The following is a 19,856-nucleotide window of genomic DNA, read 5'->3' as shown; positions in this document are numbered from 1 at the left end:
GGGGCAACCGTTGCTGGCCTCGTATTCTTTGGTGCCGACGGCGAGACTCGAACTCGCACAGCTTTCGCCACTACCCCCTCAAGATAGCGTGTCTACCAGTTTCACCACGTCGGCATAAGCGCGTATTTTAACCTGATTTAGTACTTTTGTTCAATGCACAATCGGATTAAAAGTCAGCAATTTCACTCTAGAACAGCTACTAATTTACTGCTGGGAGAAGATTTCGCCGCAATGCGGCAAATCTCACCCTTTTTCCGTCAAATACTTACTTCGGAATCTGGTTGGACTGAGCGCTGCCGGTCGCCGGCGCAGGAACCGAAGCGGCCGCGCTGGCCGAGCCGGAAGCAGCCGGAGCTGCAGCTGCAGGAGCCGAAGTTGCTGGAATCGCCGCCGCTGCCGAAGCCGCCGGAGCAGATGCCGCCGCCGGCGCGGTAGCCGCCGGCAGATTATCCATCAGGCCGCCGGTAGCGACCGATCGGTGATTACCCAGATACACCAGGGCCAGAGTGGCGATGAAGAACAGCGCTGCTGCCGCGCCGGTCGACTTCGACAGGAAATTCGAAGAACCAGTAGCGCCGAACAGGCTGCCGGAAGCGCCGGAGCCGAAAGCGGCGCCCATATCGGCGCCCTTGCCATGCTGCAGCAGCACCAGGCCGATAATCGTCAACGCCGACAACACCTGAACGATGACAATGATATTGAATACTGTGTTCATTTAATGATTTCCAAGGAGAGTTGATTCTTTATTTACTAGATTACCGGAGACAAAATCGGCACTACCGGGCGGCTGCTGCAATCGCCAGAAAATCGGCTGCCTTCAAGGCTGCGCCGCCGATCAGGCCGCCATCGATATCCGGCATGGCCAGCAGTTCGACAGCATTGTCCGGCTTCATGCTGCCGCCATACAAAATCTTTACTTCAACCGCGGCTGCCGGGTTTTTCCCAGCCAGCTTGGCGCGCAAGGCCAGATGCACATCTTGCGCCATTTGCGGCGTTGCGGTCTTGCCGGTGCCGATCGCCCATACCGGCTCGTAAGCCACCACGATCTTGCCAACCTGCGCCGCATCCAGCACGCTCAGCACCGCCTGCAACTGACGGCCAACCACCGCATCGGTCTGACCGGCCTCGCGCTCGCCCAAGGTTTCGCCGACGCAGACAATAGGCGTAACGCCCGCCTGCAGCGCGCGCAAAGTCTTCTGCGCCACCTGCTCATCCGTCTCGCCATGGTAGGCGCGCCGCTCGGAATGGCCGACGATCGCGTAGCGGCAAGCAAAATCCTGCAACATGCTGACCGCGACTTCGCCAGTATATGCGCCTGCCGCATGGGCCGACACGTCCTGGCTACCCAAGGCGATTGCCGTTCCGGCAAGTTCGGCCTGGCATTGCGCAAGGTAAGGCGCCGGCACGCACACAGCCACATCGCAGGCCGCCAGCGCCATGCCAGCCTTGATTTCCGCCAGTAAAGCAGCGTTGGCAACCAGACTGCCATTCATTTTCCAGTTACCGGCTACAAGTTTACGACGCATATTTGGCAAGGCCCAGGTTTTCAATAACCCGGCATTCTAACGCGCCGGGGGGAAAGCGGTCAAACCGGCAAGAAATGTTTACCGGCCGATGCCGCCCCGTCCGATGCCGCCATGCGGAGTCAATCCATGCCCTCGATCTTGCTCATCAACAATAAACCAGGGGCGAAGATATCAGGAAAATGCTTTCGCAGCAGCAACAGATTGCGAAAAAAGCGTCATATCGACATTGCCGCCGCTCACGATCACCCCTACTTTTGCCCCGGAGAATTCGATTGCCTTGTGCATGACGGCGGCGGCAGCCAGGCACCCGGCCGGCTCGACCACAATCTTCATGCGCTCGGCAAAGAAGCGCATCTGGGTGCGCAACTGGTCGTCGCTGACGGTCAGGATATCCTTGACGTGGGCTTGCAGAATCGGCAAGACCAGTTTGCCGATATGTTGCGTCTGAGCACCATCGGCGATGGTGTCGGGCACCGGGATGTGCACAATATTGCCACTTCGCAAAGATTGCTGAGCATCGTTACCCGCTTCCGGCTCAACCCCATACACGACGCAGCCTGGCGACAAATGCGCCGCCGCGATGGCGCAGCCGGACAGCAAACCGCCGCCGCCGGTACATACGAACAGATAATCGAGCGGACCGACGGCATCGAACAACTCTTTCGCGGCCGTACCCTGCCCGGCGATCACGTCGCGATGGTCGTAGGCGGGAATCACGGCGCAGCCACGCTCCTCCGACAGGCGCGCGGCGATCACTTCGCGGTCCTCGCGCTCACGATCGTACAAAATGATTTCGGCGCCGTATTCGCGGGTTGCCGCCAGCTTCATCGCCGGCGCATTGCTCGGCATGACGATGGTGGCATGCACGCCGAGCATGCGCGCCGCCAGCGCCATCCCTTGCGCATGATTGCCGGATGAAAAAGCCACCACGCCCTGCTGCTTCTGCTCTTCGCTCAGGCAGCTGATGGCGTTATAGGCGCCGCGGAACTTGAAGGCGCCGACGCGCTGGAAATTTTCGCACTTGAAGAAAATACTGGCGTCCGCTTGACTGTCGGCCTGGCTGGAAGTCAGCACCGGCGTCTTGTAGGCGACGCCCTCAAGGCGCTTGGCCGCAGCGGCGATATCCTGATAAGTGACAGCGAGTTCGGTAGCAGCCATTTTTCATCCTTTATATATGTGACGCGCGCCGGGCGGCTATCGCTTACTCTGCAAGGCGGCGCCGGAACATCCAGCGGCCGCTGTCGGAATCCTGCGGAATGTATTGATAGCCGCCGAGGTCGAAGGCTTTCAGCTGCTCTGCGTCGGTGATCTTGTTCAAGGCCGCATAACGCGCCATCAGGCCGCGTGCACGCTTGGCGTAGAAAGAAATGATCTTGTACTTGCCGTTCTTCCAGTCCTCGAACACCGGCGTCACGATACCGGCATCCAGCACCGCCGGCCGCACCACCTTGAAATATTCTTCCGACGCCAGGTTGACCAGCGTCCTGGCCTTTTGCCGGCCCATCTGCCGGTTCAGCGCCTGGGTCACGGTATCGCCCCAGAATGCGTACAGATTCTTGCCGCGCGGGTTGGCCAGGCTGGTGCCCATTTCCAGCCGGTAGGGCTGCATCCGGTCCAGCGGCCGCAGCACGCCATACAGCCCGGACAAGATCCGGATACGGCTCTGCGCATAGTTCAGCTGAGTGCTGTTCAGGGAAGCCGCATCCAGCCCTTCGTAGACATCGCCGTTGAAAGCCATGACCGCTTGTTTGGAATTGGCGCTGGTGAACTGCTTCGACCACGACGCGAAACGGGCGGTATTGAGCTGCGCCAGCGGATCGGAGATTTTCATCATGCTGCCGATCTGATCCGGCGACAGCTTTTGCAGGACGCTGATCAGTTCGGCGGAATGGTCGATGAAATCAGGGGTGGTATGGGTTTCTGTCGTGCTGGGGGTGCTGTAATCGAGGGATTTTGCAGGCGACAAAACAATCAGCATTGTGGAGATCCGAAATAAGCAGAAGAATGTCCGCAATGATACCGAAACAATGACAACGCTGCTGGCGCCGCCCGTCAGTCGAAAGCGCCCCGCATCAGATCGCGCTCGAATTCGGCCACCCAGGTAGAGCCGTCGCCGATCGGATACTGCGTTTTCCGCCCGCTCGATTTTCTGCTGACGGTCACAAACCCCGTCAGCCCCAGTATCTCGTCGGTCTTGGGATCGGTGGTATCCACTTCATGCAGCTCGAAGTCGTCGGCGGCCAGATGCCGTGCTTGCAAAACCGCGTGGAAATCCTTTTGTTCGCCTGGTTCGATCAGCTTCATCATGCCTCCTGAAGTACCGTCGTGGGTTTCCCACCTTAGCACAGCCAGGCGCAGCGAAAATACTCCATCAAATTTATTTTCTTATTGATAAGTATCCGCAAAAATATCTGCAATATCGCGGCGCAATTAAAATTGATACGCAAACAGCTTGGTGTCGGAACCGTCGTCCTTGAGCTGCAGCATTTTTTCAAACTGCAAACCCATCTTTTCCAGCACCCTGATCGAGGCATGGTTGTCCGGCGCAGTAATCGCTACCACCCGCTGCAGGCCGCAAACGCGGTTGGCATGCTGCAGCACCGCGGAGGCAGCTTCGTAGGCATAGCCCTTGCCCCAGAACTCCGGCAGGAAGGCGTAGCCGATATCGACGTCCTCCAGGGTCTCCCGCTTTACCAAGCCGCAAATGCCGATCGGCAGTGCGCCCTCTTTCAATTCCGTCATGTAGAAGCTGAAGCCGTCGCGCGCCTGCGCCGCTACCGGGCCGCTCAGGATCGCGGCCTGCGCAGCCTCCACCGTCCGGATGCCGCGGTCACCGATAAACTGCAGCCAGGCAGGCTGCGTCACCAGCCGCAGGTAAAACTCGGCATCGCCGCCGTTCAGGGTACGCAAAATGAGCCGTTCGGTTTCAAGAATTTTCATCGCAATGATTTTCCATGAATTTGACTACCCCGAAGCTTATGATCAGAATCGCCGGATGTCTAGTAACTCACGATCCGCGCGCTTCGGGAAATTTATCGGCGTCCCTGAAGCTGGCGGCATTGTCGGCGAGCCATGCCCTGGCGATCTGATCGCCAAGGTTGTCCCTGTGATGGTATTTCGGATTCAAAAACTTGACAGACGCGGCCGAGATGGTCCAGAACATGCCGCCCGGCCCGAAATTGAAGCGCAGCGCCTGGCCCAAGGTCGACCATTTGAACAGCTGCCGCGAATCGCGCAGATTCAAGAAAACCTGGATGTGCAAGTCCAGCATGAAAGTCGACAAGGCCCATACGTACCACAGCAGGCGCCGCACATAGCCACCGCCTGCCGCCTCATACAGGTCCAGCACGAAATGCCTGTGCTCAAGCTCTTCCGCAGAATGCCAGCGCCACACGTCCGCCAGCCGCGCATCGGCGCCTTCGAGCAGCCGCGGCGTGCACAACAGCGAGGAGGACAGGTTGGCTGTCAGGTACTCATAGGCAACCGACGACGCCAGCTGGTTGATCGGCGTACCCTTGCCGCCCCACTCCATGCGCCGCTTGGCGCGCAGTTCCAGCCAGTTGCGCAGCCCCTGAAGCTTGAGGTGGTCATTGTATTTGCGATGCACCGAACTGTGTATCGACTCTTGCGCGATGAAATCCCTGGTGCTGCCGGCCCACGCTGCCTTTTCTGCCGCAGGAAGGATATCGACCACCCGTCGCACGGTATCGATAATCCATTTTTCGCCAACCGGGAACAACATCGATACCGCGTTGAACAGCTGGCTTCGATAAGCATCGCCACCATTCCAGTTGATATCGAAGCCGTCGTCGATGCGTAGTTCGATACGCCTGGGGATAATTTTTCTTACGCTATCTGGGTTCATAAAAATCAATATCCATGCTCAATAAATACGCAATATTCGACAAGAAATCCATTGCCATGCAAGCCCTGCGGCAACTACCCGCAGGGCTCAGGCCGTGCCGGCCAGCGCGCTGCGCTCGGCGTGGTCCGGCGGGAGGCCTTGCTCGAATCCGAAGAAACGCAGCATCAGCGCGCTGATCTTTTGCCGGTCGAAAATATTGTCCGGAAAAACAACTTCGAAAGCCGTCCATTCGCCAATCCGGGTCGCCGACACATAGACAGACGGCATCGAGGTGTGCAGCGACGTTGCCGCCAGCCACAAGCAGGTGTACGGCCCATCGATATTGCCCATATTGGAGACGGTGAACAGCGGGTCCATCATGAGTTCGCCGGCATCCTCCAGCGCGCTGCGGCATTGCCCGCGGAACCAATGCACCAGCTTCAGGCGATTCGGCATCACTTGCGCGAACAGCTTGCTGAAGCCGGGCGCAGCACCGCCTCGTATCCGCTTGAACAAGGCCGCCGTTTGTTCCAGCACCGGCAGCCGCCGCTCTATGTAGCCGGTTATCAAGCCGGTGAAATTGCCGACCTCGTAAAGATCGATCCCGCAATGGCGATGCAAATCCGCAGCCACCTGCACGCCGACGCCCTGCAAGGCGGGGTAATCGGCAAGGACCTGTTCGGAGAGACGCCGCGTCAGCGTCTGCGTATAGCTTTCTCCCGCGGCGCGGTGATGCAGAAACGCCGCGCTGACCTCTCGGTCCGACAAGACGAATCTTTCTGCATGAAAGCTGAAGCACGGTGAGCGCGACTGCCGCAACAGCGGCTGCCGCATATCGCCGTTTCCTTGCAGGATCCGCTTGCGGCGAAGCAATGATGCGACGGTATGCAGCATCGCCAGGCGCAATGGCGCATCGTTGGCGACCTCCACCTGGCCGGCAGGTGCTGGCGCGGGCGCCGCCAGGCCTTGGCTTGCCGACAGCAAGGAGAAATACCGTTCCAGCCAGGCGTAGCTGCCGCGGCCGTTGGCAAAAGTATGCTCCACCCGGAACACCAGTTTCAGTTCGCTGCATTCGAACAGGCGGAACGGCAGCTTGCAAGCCGGATGAAGCGCGGCCGGCGCAATGCCGTTCTCCAGCAACTCGCTCCGGATAAGCTCCCAGTCCTGCCGCCACGCCTGCTCCGGCGCGGACAGCCATTCCCAGCTTGCCGCCGCCGGCGCCCGCGAGCGCAGCCGCTGCAGCGCCTCATGCCTGGCCAGCAATTCCTGGAACGCCTTGACAGCCGTTTCAACCGGCACGGCCCGCTTGAGATCGCAGGTGATGACGATATCGGTATTGCTTCCCAGGCTATCCATCGCCATGAAATAGGCATTGCCTACATAGCTGCAGTAATCCTTGGCGCTTCTCATGCCTCGGCTCCATAGCTGCGCGCCAACAGGGCGTTGCGCTTGCCCGGGTCGAGATGCGCAACGGTCAGATCGCCGCGATAGTGCTGAATGACCCGATGATCCATCAGCCGGAACCACAGCGGCGGCAGATAGGCGACCAGCATCAGCGTCACATAGCTGGCCGGCAGCTGCGGCGTTCCTTCATGATGATGCAAGGTCTGATAGCTGCGCGAAGGATGGATGTGATGGTCGGCATGCCTTTGCAGCTGGTACAGGAACAAGGTGCAAACGACGTGATTGCTGACCCAGGCATGGGCCGGCGAACAGCGCTCATAGCTTCCGTCCGCCAGTTTTTTACGCAGCAAGCCGTAGTGTTCTATATAGTTGGTCACTTCCAGCAAGACGATGCCATAGAACGCCTGCAACATCAGGAACACCAGCACCCCTGGTCCCAGCCACGCGCTCAAAGCCGCAAACATCACCGCAGTCATGGCCCATGAATGCAGGTTTTCATTGGACCAGCTCCACACGCTGCGCCCTTCCCGCGCCAGCCGCTCGCGCTCGATGCGCCAGGCTGAGGCGACGCCGGAAACAATGGCGCGCCACAGATATTTCCAGAACGTCTCGCCCATCATGGAACTGGTCGGATCGCCCGGCGTCGCCACATTCTTGTGGTGCCCTCGTACATGCTCCGCAAAAAAATGGCCGTAGACGGTGGGCGCCAGGACCAGCTTGGCAAGCCAGCGCTCAAAAGGCTGCTTCTTGTGCAGCAGGTCGTGGGCCGCAATGAACGCCAGCCCGTTGACCGTGCCGACGCTCAGCGCCATTCCCGCAACTTCCCAGGCAGCCAGCGGCGTGCTGGCGTAGATCCACGCTCCGAGCACCACCACCGCAATCTGGATCGGTGCAAAGGCGTACACGATGATGCGATAGAAGGCGTCGCGATCCATCCTTTCCATCTCGCCGGCCTGCGGATTGCTGGTGTCCAGGCCGCCTAGCCAGTCGCCCAGCGGCACCACGACATAGATTGCTATCAGCAAGGCCCAGTACCAGATGCCATGCCCGCTATGGTGGCCGGCCCATAGATAAAACAGCGCCGTCAGCGGCACCAGCGGGCTGAGCAGCCACAATAAACGCCGGAGATTCTTGTGAGACTGAACCATCGTGATTTGAGTTGTCATGTGCGTATCTGCAGATTGAAAGTTAGCGACAAGGTTGCATGATCTGATGCGCGGCCGGCGCCTGATCGACCCAGGAGACAGCCAGCGCTCCGGGCCGGTGGCTCAGCAGAGCGCGCACCGGCGCGCTGCACACCACCTCGAGCGAATTGAAGGCGCGGCGCGAGGCCACGCAGGCGCTCTGCTCCGCGGCGCCGGGCAGATCGGCGATCCATACCGTGCCGTAGCCGGTATCGACACGGGTCGCTGCGGTCAGTGCGCCCTGCGGCAGGCGCAAGCCATCCAGCGGCAAGCTCATGCCCATGCCGAGGCATTTGAATGCGGCTTCAGCCCGGGTCCAGCAGCGCCGCAGCGCGGGTTCCCCGGCGCTGTGGCTGCGACTGATGCTTTCACCAGGCATGCACAGCGCATCGGTAAAGCTGCTGAAAGCGTGCCGCGAGCGCAGCCGGCGCCGCCGTTCGATATCGACGCCGACCTCGCTGTCCGCAACCACGATATACAGCCAGGCGCCGCTATGGGAGAGATTGAAATGCAACTCCCCCGAGGCGAGCGAAGCCTTGCCGTGTTCGTCGCGCGTCAACTCTTCCGTCGTCACCGCCCTGCCCAGATGCCACTGCAGCACCGACCGCAGCGCACCTTGCGCCGCCTGCGCAACGAGCGCTTTGCGGGCGAGCCGCTGGCCGCGCGCAGCGGGCCTTCCCAGCCCGTCATCAATGGCTGCCGGACACGGCAAAAGGACAGGATGCAGCACAATGCCGGCCGCCCCGCCGCTAGTCCGCGGCGCCATGGCTTGCCACAGATGGACCGACAACCTTCAGGCGCGTCTTCAGCTGCTCCAGCGCGAACGCGCTCAGGGCGCGGTTGTCGACATCGCCTGGATGAAAGCGCGGATGCATGAATGCCAGCCAGCGCGGCAACGCAAACCAGAACAAGCCCTGCCGTCCAAAAAAATAACGCAGGCAGCCCAGCCAGACCCTCGGATCGAACAGGCGGCCGTCGCGATACATGTTGTGCGCGGTCTGTGTCGCAAAATCGGTCACGAACAAGGCCGTGCCGTAAAGCAGCCAGCCGATCTTCAGGGGATAGCCGCCGGCCGTACCGACATACAGATCGTGCGCCAGGCATTTATGCTCCAGTTCTTCGGCGCTATGCCAGGTCCATAGCGCGCAAAACGGATCGTCGGCATCCTTGAAAATATCGAAGCGGGACAAGGTGTGTTCGCAAATGATCGCGGTGATGTGTTCCCAGCATGCGGTCAGCGCCAGTCCGCTCAGGCGGCTCAGCCAATGCGCCTTGGACAGACGCCATTCGCAATAGCGATGCAGGAAAAAGCGATAGCCTTGCCGTTCCAGCTCAGCATTGCATTTCGCATGTAAAAAGCTGTGCGTCGATTCCTGGCCGATGAAAGCGCGGGCTTCCGCCTTCAGGGTCTCTTCCTGCACCAGCGGTAAACTATCCTTGATGCAGGAGATCGCAAACCGTTCGGCCGGGACAATGCCGAACGACAGCGCGTTGAACCAATGCGTCTCAAAAGGTCGGTTCTTGAACCAGTAACGATTGGATTTGGCCGCAAAATCGATGCTCAGCTTGCGTACCGGGTACGTGTCTTCTGATGCTGACATGGTGAAACCTCCTTCAATTCAAGATGCATGGACCAAGGCTCCAGGGCGATCGCGGGACAAAATACCGCGCGCCGCAATCAAGGCCGCGGCTCGCGCTGTTCCTTTACGTAACTCAGCACCGCGCGCGGAATCGTCACCTTGTGCACGATGCCCAGCCTGTGCAGGATCTTGATGACCAGATAGGTGATGTCGAATTCACCGGGCTTCAGCCCCAGGCGGGCGGAACCGGGAAACCGATGGTGATTGTTGTGAAAGCCGCCGCCGCTGCTGACAAGGCCCATCAGCAGATGATTGACTGATTCGTCGTCTGTCTCAAATGAACGATAGGCTCCCGGCAAGCGCGGCGCGGCATGCGCAAATGTTGCCTGGCAGCTGATCACATGCTGGCAAATAAATACCGGCATCACGTACAGCCATATCAGCGTCTGCCAGCCAGACGTTCCAGCCAGCCCGCTCGCACCCAGGGAATAGCAGATTGCGGCGAGGGCAATACTGACCACGTAATGCCAGTTCCCAAGCCAGCGCAGCTCCGGATAGGCAAGCAGGTCGGGAATGCCGCGCTGATCGACTTCGGCGTTGCGCTTGACGACGGCCCACACCAGATGCGCATGCCAGTAGCCGCCGGCATTTTCGGCATACGGGCTGTGCGGGTCGTTGGCGGTATCGGAAAAGCGGTGATGCAGCCGATGCATGCTGGCCCACCAAAGCACGTCGCGCTGGAACGCTGCGGTCGCCCAGACCCCCAGCACGAACTGGAACACCCGGCCGGTGCGGAAGCTGCGGTGCGAGAAATAACGATGGTGCCCGAGCTCCACCCCAAGAATCAGCAAAAAACCCAATATGACGCAAGGCGCCAGCAGCGACAGCTGGAACGGGACGGCAAGAATGCCCAGCCACAGCCATTGGTGGAGGAACAGCGCCGTAATCTTGAACGCGCGCCGCAGGCGGGGAAAAGGAAGAATGGGCAGCATCATGGATAGGCTGGAATCAGGCGCTCATCGACGCATCGAACACACGCATATGCAGCGCCGCCGGCGATGTCCGGGCAGCAGCCAAGGATCGATTGCACGGTCTCCATGGCGCCTCACCTGTCCGAATAAGAAAGCGCCATCTGATAGGCGTCGCCCAGCGCCGAGCTGATGTTGGTGCGCCTGGCTACGTCGCCTTCCGTCGCCGCCGAGCCCACCACGGAGTGCCTGATCTTGGCCTTTGCAAGCAGTTCAAGCAGCTGCAACCTGGGTTCATGGCCGACCGCCAGCACCACCGTCCTGGCCGGCACGATCTCGCTGACCTTGCTGGCGCGGTTGAATATTTCAACGCCGTCGCGGGTTATGGCGATGATGTCCACCTTGTTGCGCATGCTGACATTCAGGCGTTCCATATCGGCCATCTGGATCCAGCGCGTGGTGCGGCCAAGCCTGAATGCGAACTTGCGGCTCGAACGCTGCAGCAAGGTCACCGATGCCGCGCTGCTGGTATCGGCTGCCAGATATTTGGACAGGCTGTCGTCGGCCACCTTCGAGTTCAGATAGGAATGCGCCGCGCTGCGCAGGCTATTCTTGGTTTTCATCAGATATTTCGCCACGTCGCAGGCAACGCCGCCGCCGCCGATAATCACCACCGGATGTTCGACCGGGCAGCTGTTTTCCAGCACGTCGCTGTACTGGATCACATGCGGCAGATCCGCGCCCGGCAGATTCCCAGGATGACGCGTGGCGCATCCGGTGGCGACGACGACGTGATCGTAGCCCTGCGCCAGCTGCGCCGCACCGAACTCCGTGCCCAGATGCAGCTTCACCCCGGCCTCGATAACGGCTTGCGTGTAATAGCGCACGGTTCCCAGAAATTCATCCTTTTCCGGAATCTTTGCCGCCAGCCTCAGCTGTCCGCCGAGCGAACCGCCGGCTTCGAAAAGATCGACGGCCGCACCGCGCCGCGCCAGGAATAGCGCCGAGCCCATGCCGGCGATGCCGCCGCCGACCACGGCGACCTTCTGCTTGCGCGGCAGAGCGGCGTAAACGCCCTCATCCGGCTGCACCGCTTCGGGATTGACGCTGCAACCGACCGGCTGACCGGAAAACACATAGTCGAGGCAGTTCTGGTTGCACGCAATGCACGGATTGATCTGGTCGAACGCATTCCGCCTGGCTTTGCTGACCAGCGCCGCATCGGCCAGAAACGGCCTGGCCATGGCGATCACATCGGCGCCGCCGTCTATCAGCAGCGACTCCGCCACGCGCGGGTCGTTGATACGATTGCTGATGCAAATCTTCAGGTCGGGGAAGTTGTCGCGCACCAGCCGCGTCGCCGACGCAAAGCCGGCACGCGGCACCACCATCGCAATCGTCGGCACATCGGAATCGTGCCAGCCGATGCTCACGCTCAGCAGATCGACGCCGAATGGCAGCAGGCGGCGGATCAGTTCGATCGATTCGTCTTCGGTGAGGCCGCCGGTCAGCAGATCCATGCAAGGAACGCGGAAAATGATCGGATAGTCCGGACCGACCCTGGCCCGCACGCGCCTTGCAATTTCCGTGGCCAGGCGGCTGCGGTTGTCGAAACTTCCACCCCAGGCGTCTGTGCGGTTGTTGCAGGCCGGCGCCAGGAACTGATGCACCAGGAAGCCCTGCGAAAAAATCAGTTCTATCGCGTCGTAGCCGGCATCCACGGCGCGCTGCGCGCAGGCGGCAAAGGCGTCGATGATGGCAAGGATCTCATCCTCTTCCAAGGCTTTCGGCGTAAACAGGCTGGACGCCAGCTTGCGACTGGACGACGACACGATATTGCCATGCACCGCCTCGCGGCCGAAATGCATGATCTGCAATGCGATCTTGCCGCCTTTCTGGTGCACGGCATCGGTGATGATGCGATGCGAGGCTATCTCCGCATCCTCTTTCAGGGAAAAACCCTTGACCGCGAACATGCCCGGCACATCCGGCGAGCAGCCCGAGGTGACAATCAGGCCAACGCCTTCGGCGGCGCGCTTTGCGTAAAAGTAGGCCATGCGCTCGAACTGGTCTTCGAAATCTTCCAGGTTCAAATGAATGGAGCTCATCAAGGAGCGGTTTTCCATTTCCATGCCGTTGATGCGGATCGGCGAAAAGAAACGGTTCAGCAGCGGCTTGGTATTTTTATCAACTATGCTCAGATCAGACACTTAGGCCTCCATCGACTGTAATCACCTGCCCTGTGACATAGCTCGCCGCCTTGGAACACAGGAAGCGCACTACCGAGGCGATTTCCTCAGGCTGGCCGAGCCGCCCCAAAGGAATTGCGGCGGCCGCGGTCTGCTGCAGGAATTCCTCGCCTTTTTCGCTGCTGCGCAAATCGGACAGCATTTCGGTCTCGATGAAACCCGGCGCAACCGCATTGACCCGCACGCCATAGCGTCCAAGCTCGCGCGCCAGGCCACGGGTGAGCGCCATTACCCCGGCCTTCGAGGCGGCGTAGTTGACCTGGCCCGGCTGCGCCTTGATGCCGCTCACCGAAGCAATGTTGACGATGCGCCCGCTCTTGCGGGCGGACATGGTCGATAACGCAGTCCGGATGCAGAAAAAGCTGCCGTCCAGGTTGGTAGCCAGTACCGAACGCCATTGCTCTATCGACATCGACGCCGCGATCGTATCGGCGACAATGCCGGCATTGTTGATCAGCGTATGCACCCAATAACCTTGCTCTCGGATGAACAGGAACATCCGCTGCACCTGCTCATGATCCGAGACATCCGCCTGGACGGCAAATGCCTGGCCGCCGGCCGCCGCCACCACGGCGCAGGTTTCCTCGGCGGCTTGCGGGTTGCGCGCATAGTTGACGAAAACGGGCATGGCCGGGTCGGCCATGGCGGCGCAGATAGCGCGGCCTATGCCGCGGCTTCCGCCGGTAACGAGGACCGCCTTTTGAGGGCGTGCAGCGATATTCATAGAAGATCTTTTTCCCGATGTTTTTTTAGTTTTCCGGCAACCGCAGAATCCGGGTTCCTGCCACCGCCATCCCGGACGCCCCAGCCGCCAGCCGTGTTACGAACGCGACAGGTGGATGGAACAGAAATTTCCGCCTGAACCGACGCCCGAGACCAAGGCGCTGCGATGCGAAATATCGCCGTCATGCAAGCGCTTGTGGAATTGCGCCGGCACGTCTTCCGCCACATTGCGCGTAGCCGGACTGCGTCCATGCTTCAAGATGAACGCCGCCATCGCCACCTGCAACGCCGAGGCCCACGATTCACCTTCGCCGACCAGCGACCTTGGCGTATGCACCTGCGCCGCCGCGCCTGGATTTTTCTCGAAAAAGGCGTTCAGGGCGCTGCGCTCGGCCAGCTCATGGGTACGGTTGGTTCCGCCCGAAGCAGCGCTGATCAGCCCCAGGCTTGCCGGCGTATTGCCGGCCCGCGCCAGTGCGCGCGTCCAGCTGTCCTCGAGCGCCTGGCCGGCGGGAAAATCGCCGCCGAAGCGGCCGGCATCGCAGGCATCGACCGAGCAATACGCCGCGGCGCCGCGTGCTTCGGCATGCGATGCCGATTCCAGCACCAGCATGCATGATCCTTCGGAAGGCACCAGATAGCCCGGCTGTGCGCCGAAAAACTGCGGCTTGCCGGCGGCAAGGTGGGATGCATACAGCCGCCGCAAAAAATACAGCGAAAATTTGGACAAGGACTCGTAGCCGCCAACCAGCGCCACCTTGGAACGGCCGACCCGGATGTAATGGGCGGCGCGCGCCAGCGCCTCGATGGAAGCCAGCGATCCCGAGGCAAGGACGGTGCTCGGGCCTTGCATGCGATAGCGGATCGCCACCTGGCCGCAGGCGACATTTCTTGCAATTTTGGGAAAATCGGCGGCGTTGAGCTGCGTTTTCTGCTGCCCCAGCTGGGGCTGGATGAACTGATAGCAGGAAGGCAATTCGGCCCGCGCGGTCCCAAGGAATGTGCACGCCTCAAGACGTTCGGCGTCGCTCAGGCCGGCGTTTTCAATCGCCAGCCCGGCAGCGGTGGATGAAAGCGCCATGGCGCGGTCCATCAACCGTATCTGGCGCTCGGTAAAAAAGCGCTTCACCGGATAGTCGGCGACCTGGGCGATCCTGGCCTGCCCGTGCGGCGGATCGATGGCTTCCGGCCAAGGTGCGAATGGCGGCGCCAGGTCGCCGGAATGATTGAAAATCGGTTCGAGTCCGGTACCATGCGGCCCGACCACGCCGATTCCTGTGATGACAACGCGCTCCATTCAGATTCCCCTATATTCCGGCTTGCTAAACACTACGCATGAACAGGCGCCGCCGAATCCGAACGAGTGTGAAATGGCATGCACCAGCTTGGCTGGCCTTGGCTGATTCTTGACAAGATCAAATGAAAGCTCAGACTCGTCTCCCGATGTAAACGGCGTCGCCGGCACGGTCTGCGTTTCCAGCGCCATCACCGTGCTGATCGCCTCCATGATGCCGGCCGCCCCCATGCAATGTCCGATCAGCGGCTTGTTGGAGCTGGCCATGATGCCTTGCGCGTGCTCTCCGAAAACCTTGTTGATCGCTTTCATTTCGGAGCGGTCGTTGTGGATCGTGGCGGTGCCGTGGGTATTGATATAGTCGACCTGGTGCGGCGCCAGGCCGGCATCGTCCAGCGCGCGTTCGATCGCCAGGGCTTCGCCAACGCCATCGTTGGACGTCGCGGTCAGGTGGAACGCCGTGTTGCTCAAGCCGTAGCCGGAGATTTCCGCATAGATCCTGGCCTGGCGCCGGGTTGCGCTTTCCAGCGACTCCAGGAACAGGATGCCGCCGCCCTCGCCGATAGCAAAGCCGTCGCGCCGGGTATCGAAGGGGCGCGGCGTAGAATTGGTGATCGAGTAAAGCGCGTTGAAGCCGGCATGGATCAGCTCGGCCAGGATATCGCCGCCGCCGACAATGACGGCATCGCATTCCTGATGGCGGATCAGGTCCATGCCATAGCCGATGGCATCGGTAGTCGATGCGCACGCGGTCGAGACTATGCTGGTCGGGCCGGTCAGATTATGTTTCCTGGACAGATATTCAAGCTGATAGTTGACCAGCGCTGCGTCATACGGGAAATCGGCGGCCAGTTCCTGGCCTTCGTGGTAGGACTCCGCAACCATGATCAGGTTGTCGATCCCGGCGCACAGGGAACCCAGCACGCAGCCGACCCGCTGCTCGCTGCTGAATACCGGGCCGACGCCAGCCATGCGCAGCGCCTCGTCGACGGCAAACGAGGCAAATAGCGCGCCTTTGTCGAAAGGCTTGTTGTCCACCGCCAGCGCCGTCAGCTCTTGCACCGCTGCCGCCGGCACTTGGGCGCCAAGTACGCTGCGAAAGCGGTCGGCGGAGAATGTCGGCACCACGCCGATTTCAGTCTCGCCCTGCAGCAGGCCATTCCAATATGCCTCAACCCCGATGCCAAATGGGGAAACCACCCCGATACCGGTTACTACAACGCGATGACTTGTCATGTCTGTTCCTCCGGGAACCCAGGGGTTCTCAGTGCCGATTAGGTAAGAACTGCAATGGTGATACGAAGCGTGATGGCCTTTGCGCCGTCCGCGAACACGGCGACGCCGGCGGCGTCGAAGAAATTCGCGGAAACGTGGCTGACCGTCAGTTCGAAACTGAGGCGGTCGCCGGGGACTACCGGTTTGTGAATCAAAACGCGCTTGACGCCGGCCAGCATGCCAAGCCCGGCCTGCCGGCGATTGCCCGCGGCAATCCAGACTCCTGCCAACTGCGCGCCTGCCTCGATGAGAAAGACGCCTGGCACGATCGGGTTTCCTGGAAAATGCCCGCTCAAATGCGGATGCGAAATCTCCCAGCCGGCGTGGCCGCTTACCTGCGCCCCATCCACCACGGCATCGGCGATGAACAGCGCATGCGAGCGGTGCGGCAATAGCGCTTCAATCTCCGCGCGATCGAAACTCTCTGCCATTACAGCTCGTCGTCGGACAGGGAAAGATCGAGTTCGTCGACGTTCACCGCCAGCAGTTTGGCGACGCCGGCTTCGCCGAACTGCTGGATCACGTATTCGCTCAGCAGGCCAATCGAATTGCTGATCTTCGGATTGAAGGTATTCGGGATCGCCTCGCCGATAATCTCGTGCAAGGTGGCGACAGCATCAAACGCCTCGATCGAGTCCAGCCCGATCTGCTGCACCAGGTCGGCATTCACATCGAGCGCGATATCGTCTTCTATCGACAGCATCTTGCGCAGGATTGCAGCAACCTTTTGTTCCACCTGTGTCTTGTTGGTAAGGCTCACTGGCTTTCTCTCTTTCTGTGTAATAAAGGGTTTTATTGGACTGATGCCGGGGTCGTGCCGCGTGTCTTTCTGGTTCGAAAGGACAGCGCATACTGCGTAGTTACCTTGATCACATTTTCCATGCATGGAATCGAGATGCCAGCTGTCTGCAATAACTGATGGGTCGCGCCGCAGTCGAAATCGCGTTCATAGGCCAGGTACGGCTGATAGGTCCTGAGCAGGAGTTTTTGCGCGCTGGAGTTGTAGCGTGCCAGCTGCAGGGCCGTGGTGTCGGTTTCCAGGCGCTCAAGAGGGATGATTCTTGGGCGAGCGACAGCGACGCTTTCGTTGGCCGCACGCATGATCCCGAGGACGGCGTCGACCACCTGGTCGACCGTGATGCTGTGCCGCAGTCCGGCCACCAGATGATAAGTCTGGCCGATCGCCGCGGTCTGACGGGAAAAATGCCGTATCGCGGAACATACGTAATCCAGCGGCACCATGTCGGCGCGCATGCCGGGATCGGCCACCAGGATATCGGAACGCCCGCGCGCGGCCAGTCCGATGAACTCGTAGAAGCCGAAGAACTTGTTGATCTTGCCGCTGCCTGAATCCCCGACAATCTGGCTCGGACGATAGATGGTGATCGCGGTTTGCGCCTTTGCCAGCTCGACCAGTTGCTCAGCTTCCAGCTTGCTTTGCTCGTAACTATTCCAGAACTCCTGGCCGAGTCCCAGCTCGGATTCCTTGAGAAGGCCGTCGCGTTTGCCGCAGACATAGGCGGTCGAGACATAGTTGAGACGGAATTGCGCAGCCGAGTGATATTTGCATCGGCGGGAAAAATCGAGGATTTGGATCGCGCTGTCGACGTTGGCCTGGCGCGAGACGGACAAGGGAAGATCGAAATCGACGCTGGCGGCGAGATGGTAAATCTGCTGGACGCTGGATAGAATTTCGCTGTATGCCTCTTGCGCCAGCCCGAGTTGCGGGGCCGAGACGTCGCCGTGCAGCAGCTTCACCCTTGCGCAGCTGTCTGCCGCCAGGCCAGCGTTCGAGAGTACGGCCGCCAATCGCTGCCGGGCGTCGTCGGAAGAACTGCCACGGACCAGGCAATATAAATCGTGCTGTCCGAACTCAGACAGCAACTCAGGCAGCAGAGCGCTGCCAAGCGCACCTGTTGCGCCGGTTAAAAGGATCGATGGGCGCATAACTTGTTTTTTCTAGTTTTTTCTGATTAGGACCATAAAAATTAGGGACCCAAGCTCTCATGCGCCGTTCAGCTTGTCCCTCCCCGGAATTTCACCTGCCACTGGAAAAACTGCTTATTATTTAATTTTTCGGAGTCTAGAACCAAAAAATACAGCTGTCATCCTACTAATGTTTGTAGTTGTCCCATATAAAAATCCATGTCATAAAATCCGTTTCCGACACCGTCCATGCCCGCCTGAAACACCGACAGGCAAGCATTCCTGGCGATGCGGCGGAATCGAAGATGGGCGCCGCATCGCGCAGCAACGCGCCATAAACAGCAGATAGGCCGTGACATTCGGCTATGATCTGAGCGATGAATCCCTCTCAAAAAACCGTGCTGATCCCGGTTCCCAATCTGGACTTCGATCCAAGCGAAGTGGCGGCCTCCTGGCGCATCCTTAGCGCGCGGGGACACCGAGTGATCTTTGCCACGCCCGATGGCCGTGCCGCCGCCGCCGATCCGCTGATGCTGTCCGGCGAAGGTCTCGACATGTGGGGTTGCATTCCCTTGCTGAAAAAGCTGAAGCTGCTCGGATTGGCGCTGCGCGCCAACGCCGCCGCCCGCGCCGACTACGCAGCGCTGCAAAGCGAGCGTGCATTTCTGGCGCCGTTGAGTTATGCCGAACTGCGGCCGGCCGACTACGATGGCCTGCTGCTGCCCGGCGGCCATCGCGCGCGCGGCATGCTGGCGTACCTGGAAAACCAGCCGCTGCAGGATTTCGTCGGCGCCTTTTTCGACAGCGGCAAGCCGGTCGCCGCCATCTGCCACGGCGTCGTTCTGGCCGCCCGCAGCCGCTCGCCGCGCAGCGGCAAATCGGCGCTGTACGGACGCAAGACCACGGCATTGACCTGGAAGCTGGAAAGGACTGCCTGGAATTTGATGAGATTTTGCGGCCGCTGCTGGGACCCGGCCTACTACCGCACCTATGTTGAGCAAAGCGGCGAGGCGGCCGGCTACCGCAGCGTGCAGGCCGAGGTCAGCCGCGCCCTGGCGCAGCCCGGCGACTTCCTCGACGCCAGCCCGGCGGCGCCGGATTTCTTCCGCAAGAGCAGCGGCCTGTTCCGCGACAGCGGCGGCGACAGCCGGCCGGCATTCGTGGTCACGGATGGCAATTACGTCTCGGCCCGCTGGCCCGGCGACGTCCACCTGTTTGCCAAGACCTTCGCCGATTTGCTGGAAGCCGCTTCAGGACGGCAGAGCGCAGGGTAAAATGCGCGCAACCGATTGATGGAAACCCGCATGCACCCAGATTCACCGCCCCCGACGCCCGCCGCGCAACAGCCGCAGCGGCCGCGCATCGTCATCGACACCAATGTCTGCCTCGACCTGTTCGTCTTCCGCGACCCGCGCTGGCAAGGCTTGATGGACGCCTTGCAAAGCGGCGCAGTGGAAGCGGTGACGCGCGCCGACTGCCGCCTGGAGTGGCAGATGGTTTTGCACTACAGCCACTTGCCGATTACCGACGAGACCCGGCCCGGCTTCAACGCCGCATATGACGCCCTGATCACCTGCCTGCCGGCGGAAGCGCTGACGCCGCGCACCGACATCCGCCTGCCGCTGTGCACCGACCGCGACGACCAGAAGTTCCTGGAACTGGCGCTGGGCGCCCATGCCACCACCCTGATCACCAAGGACAAGGCGCTGCTGAAGCTGGCGCGCAAGACCGCCAAGATCGGACTGTTCGCCATCATCCCGCCGCAGGCCTGGGCGCCAGCCGCCTCATGATCAGGATCAGACCGCCTTATTGCTCGAACAGCAATTTGGCGCGGCGCTGTGCGGTCTGCGACAAAACGCTAAAATGCGGGATCCAGACATAAG

At 60.6% G+C, this 19,856-nt stretch carries 21 protein-coding genes and 1 tRNA gene; 2 read left to right on the top strand and 20 right to left on the bottom strand.

Annotated features, from left to right (window positions below; genetic code table 11):
* Positions 1-29 precede the first annotated feature (29 nt).
* The 20 genes from AC07V8_RS01625 to AC07V8_RS01530 all read right to left on the bottom strand — a co-directional run bounded on the left by AC07V8_RS01625 (position 30) and on the right by AC07V8_RS01530 (position 17,994).
* Positions 30-114, bottom strand: a tRNA-Leu gene (locus tag AC07V8_RS01625).
* A gap of 151 nt (positions 115-265) precedes the next feature.
* Entirely contained in the window at positions 266-715 is a 450-nt protein-coding gene (secG, locus tag AC07V8_RS01620; protein ID WP_494676945.1) for a preprotein translocase subunit SecG, read from the bottom strand.
* Between the two features lie 61 nt (positions 716-776).
* Positions 777-1,526 (bottom strand): triose-phosphate isomerase, encoded by a 750-nt coding sequence (gene tpiA / locus AC07V8_RS01615; RefSeq protein WP_494676946.1) that lies wholly within the window; start codon positions 1,524-1,526, stop codon positions 777-779.
* A 171-nt stretch (positions 1,527-1,697) separates the two neighbouring features.
* Positions 1,698-2,684: a threo-3-hydroxy-L-aspartate ammonia-lyase gene (locus AC07V8_RS01610; RefSeq protein WP_494676947.1), complete on the bottom strand. Its 987-nt coding sequence runs from the start codon at positions 2,682-2,684 to the stop codon at positions 1,698-1,700.
* A 43-nt stretch (positions 2,685-2,727) separates the two neighbouring features.
* Positions 2,728-3,504, bottom strand: coding sequence for a peroxide stress protein YaaA (gene yaaA, locus AC07V8_RS01605; RefSeq protein WP_494676948.1), 777 nt, complete (start codon positions 3,502-3,504; stop codon positions 2,728-2,730).
* 74 nt (positions 3,505-3,578) lie between these two features.
* Positions 3,579-3,833 (bottom strand): transcriptional regulator, encoded by a 255-nt coding sequence (locus AC07V8_RS01600; RefSeq protein WP_494676949.1) that lies wholly within the window; start codon positions 3,831-3,833, stop codon positions 3,579-3,581.
* Positions 3,834-3,956: 123 nt separating this feature from the next.
* Positions 3,957-4,466 (bottom strand): GNAT family N-acetyltransferase, encoded by a 510-nt coding sequence (locus AC07V8_RS01595; protein WP_494676950.1) that lies wholly within the window; start codon positions 4,464-4,466, stop codon positions 3,957-3,959.
* Positions 4,467-4,533: 67 nt separating this feature from the next.
* Positions 4,534-5,391, bottom strand: coding sequence for a metal-dependent hydrolase (locus AC07V8_RS01590; protein WP_494676951.1), 858 nt, complete (start codon positions 5,389-5,391; stop codon positions 4,534-4,536).
* Between the two features lie 87 nt (positions 5,392-5,478).
* A complete protein-coding gene (locus AC07V8_RS01585; RefSeq protein ID WP_494676952.1) occupies positions 5,479-6,780 on the bottom strand; it encodes a hypothetical protein in 1,302 nt (433 codons plus the stop codon).
* The gene (locus AC07V8_RS01580; protein WP_494676953.1) at positions 6,777-7,940 is read right to left on the bottom strand and encodes an alkane 1-monooxygenase; all 1,164 of its coding nucleotides are present in this window, start codon (positions 7,938-7,940) and stop codon (positions 6,777-6,779) included. Before AC07V8_RS01580 ends, AC07V8_RS01585 begins: the two co-directional genes overlap by 4 nt.
* 22 nt (positions 7,941-7,962) lie before the next feature.
* Positions 7,963-8,559 (bottom strand): 4'-phosphopantetheinyl transferase family protein, encoded by a 597-nt coding sequence (locus AC07V8_RS01575; RefSeq protein WP_494676954.1) that lies wholly within the window; start codon positions 8,557-8,559, stop codon positions 7,963-7,965.
* Between the two features lie 148 nt (positions 8,560-8,707).
* On the bottom strand, positions 8,708-9,559 hold the full coding sequence (locus tag AC07V8_RS01570; RefSeq protein WP_494676955.1) for a metal-dependent hydrolase: 852 nt from the start codon (positions 9,557-9,559) through the stop codon (positions 8,708-8,710).
* A 77-nt stretch (positions 9,560-9,636) separates the two neighbouring features.
* Positions 9,637-10,533: an acyl-CoA desaturase gene (locus AC07V8_RS01565; protein WP_494676956.1), complete on the bottom strand. Its 897-nt coding sequence runs from the start codon at positions 10,531-10,533 to the stop codon at positions 9,637-9,639.
* A gap of 110 nt (positions 10,534-10,643) precedes the next feature.
* The gene (locus AC07V8_RS01560; protein WP_494676957.1) at positions 10,644-12,716 is read right to left on the bottom strand and encodes an oxidoreductase; all 2,073 of its coding nucleotides are present in this window, start codon (positions 12,714-12,716) and stop codon (positions 10,644-10,646) included.
* Positions 12,709-13,479 (bottom strand): 3-oxoacyl-ACP reductase FabG, encoded by a 771-nt coding sequence (gene fabG / locus AC07V8_RS01555; RefSeq protein ID WP_494676958.1) that lies wholly within the window; start codon positions 13,477-13,479, stop codon positions 12,709-12,711. The genes AC07V8_RS01560 and fabG overlap by 8 nt, the downstream gene beginning before the upstream one ends.
* 96 nt (positions 13,480-13,575) lie before the next feature.
* A complete protein-coding gene (locus AC07V8_RS01550) occupies positions 13,576-14,775 on the bottom strand; it encodes a beta-ketoacyl synthase (protein ID WP_494676959.1) in 1,200 nt (399 codons plus the stop codon).
* Positions 14,776-16,008: a beta-ketoacyl-[acyl-carrier-protein] synthase family protein gene (locus AC07V8_RS01545; RefSeq protein WP_494676960.1), complete on the bottom strand. Its 1,233-nt coding sequence runs from the start codon at positions 16,006-16,008 to the stop codon at positions 14,776-14,778.
* Positions 16,009-16,046: 38 nt separating this feature from the next.
* Entirely contained in the window at positions 16,047-16,478 is a 432-nt protein-coding gene (locus AC07V8_RS01540) for a 3-hydroxyacyl-ACP dehydratase FabZ family protein (RefSeq protein ID WP_494676961.1), read from the bottom strand.
* A complete protein-coding gene (locus AC07V8_RS01535) occupies positions 16,478-16,807 on the bottom strand; it encodes a phosphopantetheine-binding protein (RefSeq protein WP_494676962.1) in 330 nt (109 codons plus the stop codon). The genes AC07V8_RS01540 and AC07V8_RS01535 overlap by 1 nt, the downstream gene beginning before the upstream one ends.
* A gap of 32 nt (positions 16,808-16,839) precedes the next feature.
* Positions 16,840-17,994, bottom strand: coding sequence for an SDR family oxidoreductase (locus AC07V8_RS01530; RefSeq protein WP_494676963.1), 1,155 nt, complete (start codon positions 17,992-17,994; stop codon positions 16,840-16,842).
* 356 nt (positions 17,995-18,350) lie between these two features.
* Here AC07V8_RS01530 and AC07V8_RS01525 point away from each other — a divergent pair, with 356 nt between their 5' ends.
* Complete coding sequence (locus AC07V8_RS01525; protein WP_494676964.1) at positions 18,351-19,247, top strand: DJ-1/PfpI family protein; 897 nt, start codon at positions 18,351-18,353, stop codon at positions 19,245-19,247.
* A 30-nt stretch (positions 19,248-19,277) separates the two neighbouring features.
* The gene (locus AC07V8_RS01520) at positions 19,278-19,763 is read left to right on the top strand and encodes a putative toxin-antitoxin system toxin component, PIN family (protein ID WP_494676965.1); all 486 of its coding nucleotides are present in this window, start codon (positions 19,278-19,280) and stop codon (positions 19,761-19,763) included.
* The last annotated feature ends 93 nt before the right edge of the window (positions 19,764-19,856 follow it).

Source organism: Collimonas sp. GW821-FHT02H07 (assembly GCF_059421505.1).
This window is presented reverse-complemented; position numbering and strand designations above follow the sequence as displayed.

Excerpts from the sequence above, each read along its gene's own strand:
- AC07V8_RS01590 (WP_494676951.1), bottom strand. The coding sequence starts at position 5,391 with ATGAACCCAGATAGCGTAAGAAAAATTATCCCCAGGCGTATCGAACTA.
- AC07V8_RS01540 (WP_494676961.1), bottom strand. The coding sequence starts at position 16,478 with ATGGCAGAGAGTTTCGATCGCGCGGAGATTGAAGCGCTATTGCCGCAC.
- AC07V8_RS01570 (WP_494676955.1), bottom strand. The coding sequence starts at position 9,559 with ATGTCAGCATCAGAAGACACGTACCCGGTACGCAAGCTGAGCATCGAT.
- AC07V8_RS01565 (WP_494676956.1), bottom strand. The coding sequence starts at position 10,533 with ATGATGCTGCCCATTCTTCCTTTTCCCCGCCTGCGGCGCGCGTTCAAG.
- secG (WP_494676945.1), bottom strand. The coding sequence starts at position 715 with ATGAACACAGTATTCAATATCATTGTCATCGTTCAGGTGTTGTCGGCG.
- AC07V8_RS01580 (WP_494676953.1), bottom strand. The coding sequence starts at position 7,940 with ATGACAACTCAAATCACGATGGTTCAGTCTCACAAGAATCTCCGGCGT.
- AC07V8_RS01530 (WP_494676963.1), bottom strand. The coding sequence starts at position 17,994 with ATGCGCCCATCGATCCTTTTAACCGGCGCAACAGGTGCGCTTGGCAGC.
- AC07V8_RS01585 (WP_494676952.1), bottom strand. The coding sequence starts at position 6,780 with ATGAGAAGCGCCAAGGATTACTGCAGCTATGTAGGCAATGCCTATTTC.
- fabG (WP_494676958.1), bottom strand. The coding sequence starts at position 13,479 with ATGAATATCGCTGCACGCCCTCAAAAGGCGGTCCTCGTTACCGGCGGA.
- AC07V8_RS01600 (WP_494676949.1), bottom strand. The coding sequence starts at position 3,833 with ATGATGAAGCTGATCGAACCAGGCGAACAAAAGGATTTCCACGCGGTT.
- yaaA (WP_494676948.1), bottom strand. The coding sequence starts at position 3,504 with ATGCTGATTGTTTTGTCGCCTGCAAAATCCCTCGATTACAGCACCCCC.
- AC07V8_RS01550 (WP_494676959.1), bottom strand. The coding sequence starts at position 14,775 with ATGGAGCGCGTTGTCATCACAGGAATCGGCGTGGTCGGGCCGCATGGT.
- AC07V8_RS01595 (WP_494676950.1), bottom strand. The coding sequence starts at position 4,466 with ATGAAAATTCTTGAAACCGAACGGCTCATTTTGCGTACCCTGAACGGC.
- tpiA (WP_494676946.1), bottom strand. The coding sequence starts at position 1,526 with ATGCGTCGTAAACTTGTAGCCGGTAACTGGAAAATGAATGGCAGTCTG.
- AC07V8_RS01610 (WP_494676947.1), bottom strand. The coding sequence starts at position 2,684 with ATGGCTGCTACCGAACTCGCTGTCACTTATCAGGATATCGCCGCTGCG.
- AC07V8_RS01525 (WP_494676964.1), top strand. The coding sequence starts at position 18,351 with ATGAATCCCTCTCAAAAAACCGTGCTGATCCCGGTTCCCAATCTGGAC.
- AC07V8_RS01520 (WP_494676965.1), top strand. The coding sequence starts at position 19,278 with ATGCACCCAGATTCACCGCCCCCGACGCCCGCCGCGCAACAGCCGCAG.
- AC07V8_RS01545 (WP_494676960.1), bottom strand. The coding sequence starts at position 16,008 with ATGACAAGTCATCGCGTTGTAGTAACCGGTATCGGGGTGGTTTCCCCA.